Source organism: Acinetobacter sp. SM1B, assembly GCF_003289665.1.
In the GTDB taxonomy this organism is placed as follows: Bacteria; Pseudomonadota; Gammaproteobacteria; order Pseudomonadales; family Moraxellaceae; genus Acinetobacter; species Acinetobacter schindleri.
This window is the reverse complement of the sequence record NZ_QMBM01000001.1, coordinates 332,433-339,094: the sequence shown is the minus strand read 5'-3', so window position 1 is coordinate 339,094 and position 6,662 is coordinate 332,433. Positions and strand designations below refer to the sequence as shown.

The window sequence follows — 6,662 nt, the reverse complement described above, 5'->3', positions numbered from 1 at the left end:
GTTAGGACTCAGGTTTTTTTATTTAAAGCAAACTATGGGACAGCAGTGGCCTTTCGACTCCCTTATTTCCACGCAAGACTCAGCTTATTTCACAAAGGTGGTCCAGATATATTCCTGGTTTTTACCCTTTAAGGTCATTTTCAGCTGTTCACCGGAGTGCAATGCTGCTACACCCGCTGGTGTACCAGTCATTACCACATCCCCTTCTTCTAGGGTAAATACCTGACTGATATCTGCCAGCAATGTTCCCACATCAAAGATCAGTAAAGCAGTATCGCCTTTCTGACGCAGTGCATCATTTACATGCAGCGTATAGTGTACATCTTTCCAGTCATTTACTACGTCTTCAACTGACACCCAGTCAGAGAGCAGGCAAGCGCCATCGTAAGCCTTGGCACGTTCCCATGGCTGGCCTTTTTTCTTAAGGTCATCCTGCAAATCACGTAAAGTCAGATCCAGACCCAAAGTCACAGCACCCACTGCTTCTAAAGCTTTTACAGGATCAGTTTCATTTTTCAGGGTACGGTCAATACGCAGGCTCAGCTCACATTCATAATGACAGCTGCCCAGATCACGATTCCATTCAATTCCTGCATCCAGATCGCCTAATGCACTTGGTGGCTTGATAAACAGGACCGGTCGATCCGGAATGGCATTACCCAGCTCTTTGGCATGATCTGCATAACTGCGGCCGACACAAACGATCTTGGATGGACGTGTACTCATGATTGACTATTTTCCCTTTTAAATATTGAAATTATTTCTTGAAAGTACGTTCGAAAATGCTTTGTTCGGTGGCATCGGCAAAGGCGCGTTTAGGTACGATCACCACAGTACGATTTTTAAGTTCCAGCATATAGGTCAGCTTGCCTTTGGCAAAGTTTTGCACTTCACTGTAATGCACGATCTTGTTGCGGCCATTATGGAAGATTTCAGCATGGTCCTGATACAGGTCAATACCCTGCTCGCTCTTGCCGAACTGGTATTTTACAAACTGGCGTTTGAACATCATCGGCAGGAACCAGTAACGCATGATGCCCTGTAAAAGCAGAAAGAATGCACCCAGTGCCACGTAATAACGCCCTACCCCATCAAAGCCCATAGAAAAGCCCCAGATGATGATCCCGACACTCACCAAAGGAGTCAGAAATCGGCTGATCTGCTTTTTGCCAAAAGTGGCCAAAGCAAATCCATCCTGAGATTCTTCTAAAGTCAGAAAATAGCGGGTCGATAAAGTCGGTGCTGACTCAGTCATAGCATCACATCAAAATATAAAAATCCTTGGCTCATACTATATCAAATTCACTGCTATCCCCATTAGCAAAATGTATTCGGAAATGAATTACATATCTTTGCTTCCGCTGGTTATAAAAATCGTTTTTAATCCACAACTATCAGAATAATAAAATGCACAACAGGACGTTGTATGAAATCACTAAAATCGTGTCTGCTTCTTTGCCTCTGCACAACTTATATTCCTTTCAGCTGGGCGAAAATTATTCCCTGGACGCCGGCACTTCCGAGCAGTATCGATGTCTTTTCCGGTATTCCACAGCAGCTAGCGGATTTGACCGGTGACCGACTATTCATCTATGCACATCCTCGACAATCCTTACAGCTTCCGACCTTTAAGCAGGCAACTGCCCAAAGCGTGCAATTTTACAGCAGTGCGGTGATATTATCGATTCCTGAAGCTCAGGTTAAAAAACATCTTTTAAATTATCAGGGCTATGCCGGCCTGTTTCCAGCGCTCAAGTCCGCTCAAATTCTGGAGTCCCGCGGACACATCCAGCAGGTGCGTTATCAGGTACATATTCCTACGCCTATTCCAGTACTGAATTTCAAGGAAAATGTGGTGATGCAGCATCATGTGTCAGAAAACAGTATTGAAACTTTAATTGTGGATGCCCCGATTCCTTATGGTGCTGGACGGCTGGAATGGTTTGCACTTGGAGCAAATAAAACTTTGGTCACCGTGACGCAATGGGGCGACTTAAATCAGCCGAAAGGCTTTCTATTTAGCAAAATTTTAAATGCCTTACCTGAAGCTAAACTGGGTATTCCTGCTGGCACCAATGCTTTCCTGCTTGAAGCTTTACAGCAACGTTTTAAATCCCAGTCGAGCATTCCATTATCTGCAAGCCAGATCCCTCAAGTACATTTTAATGCCGGGCAAATTCAGAAGATCACTCAACTGAGTCAGCAGTCTGCCCAGCCTGTCAGCTTTATTCTGCCTGCACGTCAGCTCAAATATGGTCAAGCCTCAGAAAACATGCGTTTTAGTAGCAGTTTTCATTATTATCCACAACCGGTTCAGAAACTGCAGCCTTGGCTTGCAGCTGATGCCAGTCAGCAATTATTCCCACGACAGATTCGTAAAGTGGAACTCAATCCAGTGAATCGTCAGCAGATGGATGCTAACTATAAGGTATCGGTTGGATTGGGAGTGATCCAGATTCCATTCGATTTTAAGCTTCGTTATCAGCAGCCCTCGCCTTTACAAAGCCAGTTTGATGCGATTGGCGGAGATTTAAAATTTGTAAAGGCAGGAATGAAACTGCTGCCACAAGCTCATGGCACTTTATTTCAAATGACCAGCAGCATGAAGATTCATGATCAGGCCCCATTTTTATTACGTGCCATGCGCAGTATGCCTTATCACGATATTCTGCCAGCAGTTGGAGCAAATACGGTCTATGCACTTAAAGTACAGCAAAAGCTGAAGTAAATTTAAAAGCAGTTATTGTTTTTTTATATCTATAAATCAAAAACTACAGACATAAAAAAACCGCATCAATGTGCGGTTTTTTTGAGAATTCTCATCAAGATTGGTGCGCTCAGAGAGATTCGAACTCCCGACCCCTTAGTTCGTAGCCAAGTGCTCTATCCAGCTGAGCTATGAGCGCGACGTCTTGATGGGGTGCATTATATATGTTTTTCTAAACTTGTTAAGTCTTTTTTAATAAAAACCCAACCGAACGTACAGTAAATAAACGATATAGTTAAATTCAGGTTTTATAGGTGAATTTTCCTGCAGATTTATACCTAAAAGCAATTAATAGCGTATCAGCTTTCGACCTTAAGCTAGTTTAGTTATCAGATTGATAGTGGCATAGCGAAAATTAAGCGCTGGCATTTGAGCCTAATTCCAGAAAATTTCAGGCACAAAAAAACCGCAACATGTGCGGTTGATTGTTCAAGTTGGTGCGCTCAGAGAGATTCGAACTCCCGACCCCTTAGTTCGTAGCCAAGTGCTCTATCCAGCTGAGCTATGAGCGCGCGACGTAAGTAAGCGTGGCGGTGAGAGAGGGATTCGAACCCTCGATACAGTTACCCGTATGCGTCCTTAGCAGGGACGTGGTTTCAGCCACTCACCCATCTCACCGTAACGTGCCGCCATAATACAAATTTCGGCATAGCACTGCAAGCAAAGCTTTAAAAAAAAGTGCAGTTTTTTGCTCGATTAAATACTTTTTAAACAATTCATCTGTTTTTCTACACTTATTGCGCGAAAAAGCTCCGCTTTCTAACCAATAGTCGAAAATCCGCCGAAAAACGGAAACTTAAACAGATTATTGCAATCATTTACGTGCAGTCTGAGCGCACATGTCTTATGCTAATCCCATCTCCTAGGAAAATTTAAAGACATGATGAAAAATTGGGTCGATCCTGAAGCAAAAGCTGAAGCTGAACGTTATGACAACCCTATCCCAAGTCGCACGCTGATTTTAGAAACCATAGAAAAGAATAATGCCCAGTCGCATGCCGACCTGGTGGAACATTTTGAAATTGCAGATCAAAAAAGTATTGATGCCCTGAGTCACCGCTTGATTGCCATGGTGCGTGATGGCCAGTTAATGAAAGATGGTTATAAATTCCAGATTGCTACTGAACAACCGGAATATGAAGCCACGGTGTATATCAATTCTAAAGGCATGGGTACAGCCAATATTTCCGGTCAGGATGATCTGTTACTGCCCGAGCGTGAATTGCGCCAGGTCTTTAATGGTGACCGCGTTAAAGTCCGCCAAACTTCAGTCGACCGCAAAGGTAAGGCCTGGGGTTTTATTACTGAAGTGATACAACATCGTGTCAAACAGGTTATTGGTAAAGTCTGCCAGCATGAAGGTGAATATTTCGTACAACCTGCCAGTCCGAATGCGCATCAGCCCATCACCCTAGAAAAAGAACTGATTGAACATGCTCAGGTTAAAGTTGGTGATTCGATTCGTGTTGCGATTGATACTTACCCAACCAAAGAAGAATTTGCGACTGCGCATATTATCCAGTCAATGGCAGATAAAGCAGATACGGAAATCATCATTCCACAAACCATTCTGGAATATGGCCTGCCTTACGAATTCCCTGATGAAGTTATCAAAGAAGCAGAAAGTTTTAAAGAACCCAATGCTAAGGATCGAGAAGGTCGTATCGACCTGCGTGACCTGGCCTTAGTCACCATTGATGGTGAAGATGCCCGCGACTTCGATGATGCGGTGTATGCAGAGAAACGTCCTGGCGGTGGTTATCGTGTTGTCGTGGCAATTGCAGATGTGAGCCATTATGTCCGTGTTGGCAAGCCACTGGATGACGAAGCTCAGGAACGTGGTACATCGGTTTACTTCCCGCATTATGTCTTGCCGATGCTGCCTGAAGCACTCTCCAATGGCTTATGTTCCTTAAACCCGCATGTTGACCGTCTCTGTATGGTCTGTGATTTAAAACTGTCACGTGCAGGCCGTGTGACCAGTTTTGAGTTCTATCCTTCTGTGATGCATTCCAAAGCGCGTCTGACCTATAACCAGGTTGCGCAGTATTTTGATGGTGACAGTAACGCGATTACTGAAGATCGTGATGTACGCAAATCACTCAATACACTATTCCAGCTGTATCAGGTGCTGAAAGAATTGCGTGCGGATCGTCATGCGATGGAATTCGAAACTGTCGAAACCTATATGACTTTCGATGAGCTGGGTGGTATTCAAGAAATTCTGCCACGCACCCGTAATGATGCGCATAAGCTGATTGAAGAGTGCATGTTGCTCGCCAACGTGGCGGCGGCTGAATATGCGCTGAAAAATGAAATTCCAATGCTGTACCGTGTGCATCAGCCACCAGAGTTTTCCCGTATTCAGAAAGTACGTGACTTCGTCAAGCTACTCGGTCTGAAATTCCCGGAACAACCCACCCAGAAAGATTATCAGGAAGTGATTGAAGCGACCAAAGACCGTATTGATGCCCCAAGTATTCATGCAGTCCTGTTACGCTCAATGATGCAGGCCTACTACGGCGCGAAGAATGATGGTCACTTCGGTCTGGCATATGATGCCTATACGCATTTCACCTCGCCAATCCGCCGCTACCCTGACCTGTTGTTACATCGGGCGATTAAAGCACAGTTGGCACAAAAACCATATCCGATTTCGGGTGCATCACTGGATGATGCCGGTGAGCATTTCTCTTCAACTGAACGTCGTGCTGATGAAGCTTCACGTTCTGTAACGACCTGGTTGAAATGTCACTACATGCAGCAGCATCTGGGTGAAGAATTTGTTGGCATTATCAGTGCGACTGCAGAATTTGGTCTGTTTGTTACCCTGAAAGATCTTTATGTAGATGGCATGGTACATGTCAGCCAGCTCGGTGATGATTTCTTTGTCTTTGATCAAAGCAGCCAAAGCCTGGTCGGTCAGAACCGTGGACAAATCTTCGGTCTGGGGGATGAAGTCAAGATCAAGGTTGCCGGGGTAAATCTGGAAGAACGTAAGATTGACTTTGAACTGGTACAACAGTTAACTCATGCTGGCCGTCAAATCCGCGCCCGTGCCCCCCGTGTCGCAGAGAAAAAGCCTTTAGTCCGTCCGGAAGCGACTGAACAAGTCTTTGGCAAACATGAACGCGAGTCCAAAGCCAAAGATAATGCAGATGGAGAACAACCCATACGACGCAAAAAAGACAAAGGAAAACCCAGTTCCTACAGCAAAAAGCCTGCTAAAAAATCTGCAGGAAAGCCTGAAACAAAGGATAAAGGTAAAGTAAAGAAAAAAGCCAAAGTGAAAAAGAAAAAATCCAATGCAAAGCCAAAGGGTGAATGATTTTCACAGTTAAAAAGAGCGCTACGGCGCTCTTTTTTATTTTCTATAGACCTAAATCTAAACAGCTTGACTAAATTATTGGAAAAGATATCTTTTAACATTTTTAAAAGGGGTAACAAATGAAAAAGATTCTAACACCTATTCTAGCTGCATCATTTCTCTTCAGCGCAGGGTGTGCAACTATGTTTAATGGGTCAAGTCAAACTGTAAATATTCGCAGTAATGATGCCGAAGCTAAACTTTATGTGAATGAAGAATATATGGGGAAAAATAACGCCGTTTATACTTTTAAAAAGAAAGAAAATTATGTACTAAAAGCTGAAAAAAATGGCTGCAAAACAACAACAGTGATCCCTCAGAAAACTTTTGATCCTACTACTCTTCTAGGTGTATTTATTGACTGGGGTATTATTTCTATTTTAGTAGTCGATGGTGCTGCTACAGGCGCATGGCAAAAATTTAATCAAACAAGCTACATTGTAGATCCAGACTGTTAAAATTTAATAGCCTATAATTTTATATTTATAGGCTTTTTTAATAATTTTCATAGAAAATTTCTTTCTCTCA

General features: G+C 43.5%; 5 protein-coding genes and 3 tRNA genes. 3 read left to right on the top strand and 5 right to left on the bottom strand.

The annotated features are described in order from the left end of the window. Window positions 1-84: 84 nt before the first annotated feature. Both C8322_RS01685 and C8322_RS01680 read right to left on the bottom strand, forming a co-directional pair. Entirely contained in the window at window positions 85-726 is a 642-nt protein-coding gene (locus tag C8322_RS01685) for a fumarylacetoacetate hydrolase family protein (protein WP_108675540.1), read from the bottom strand. 31 nt (window positions 727-757) lie between these two features. Beyond that, entirely contained in the window at window positions 758-1,255 is a 498-nt protein-coding gene (locus tag C8322_RS01680; protein ID WP_004809751.1) for a YcxB family protein, read from the bottom strand. A 171-nt stretch (window positions 1,256-1,426) separates the two neighbouring features. Here C8322_RS01680 and C8322_RS01675 point away from each other — a divergent pair, with 171 nt between their 5' ends. Next, entirely contained in the window at window positions 1,427-2,728 is a 1,302-nt protein-coding gene (locus C8322_RS01675) for a hypothetical protein (protein WP_108675541.1), read from the top strand. Window positions 2,729-2,829: 101 nt separating this feature from the next. Here C8322_RS01675 and C8322_RS01670 read toward each other — a convergent pair. The 3 genes from C8322_RS01670 to C8322_RS01660 form a co-directional block, all read right to left on the bottom strand. After that, window positions 2,830-2,906 (bottom strand) — tRNA-Arg (locus tag C8322_RS01670). A 296-nt stretch (window positions 2,907-3,202) separates the two neighbouring features. Continuing rightward, a tRNA-Arg gene (locus C8322_RS01665) sits at window positions 3,203-3,279 on the bottom strand. Between the two features lie 16 nt (window positions 3,280-3,295). Then, window positions 3,296-3,385: transfer RNA gene (locus tag C8322_RS01660), tRNA-Ser, on the bottom strand. Between the two features lie 262 nt (window positions 3,386-3,647). Between C8322_RS01660 and rnr the strand changes: the two genes are divergently transcribed. Both rnr and C8322_RS01650 read left to right on the top strand, forming a co-directional pair. Beyond that, on the top strand, window positions 3,648-6,095 hold the full coding sequence (rnr, locus tag C8322_RS01655; protein WP_008302611.1) for a ribonuclease R: 2,448 nt from the start codon (window positions 3,648-3,650) through the stop codon (window positions 6,093-6,095). Between the two features lie 119 nt (window positions 6,096-6,214). Then, window positions 6,215-6,592, top strand: a complete 378-nt coding sequence (locus C8322_RS01650; RefSeq protein ID WP_004809758.1) for a hypothetical protein — start codon at window positions 6,215-6,217, stop codon at window positions 6,590-6,592. The last annotated feature ends 70 nt before the right edge of the window (window positions 6,593-6,662 follow it).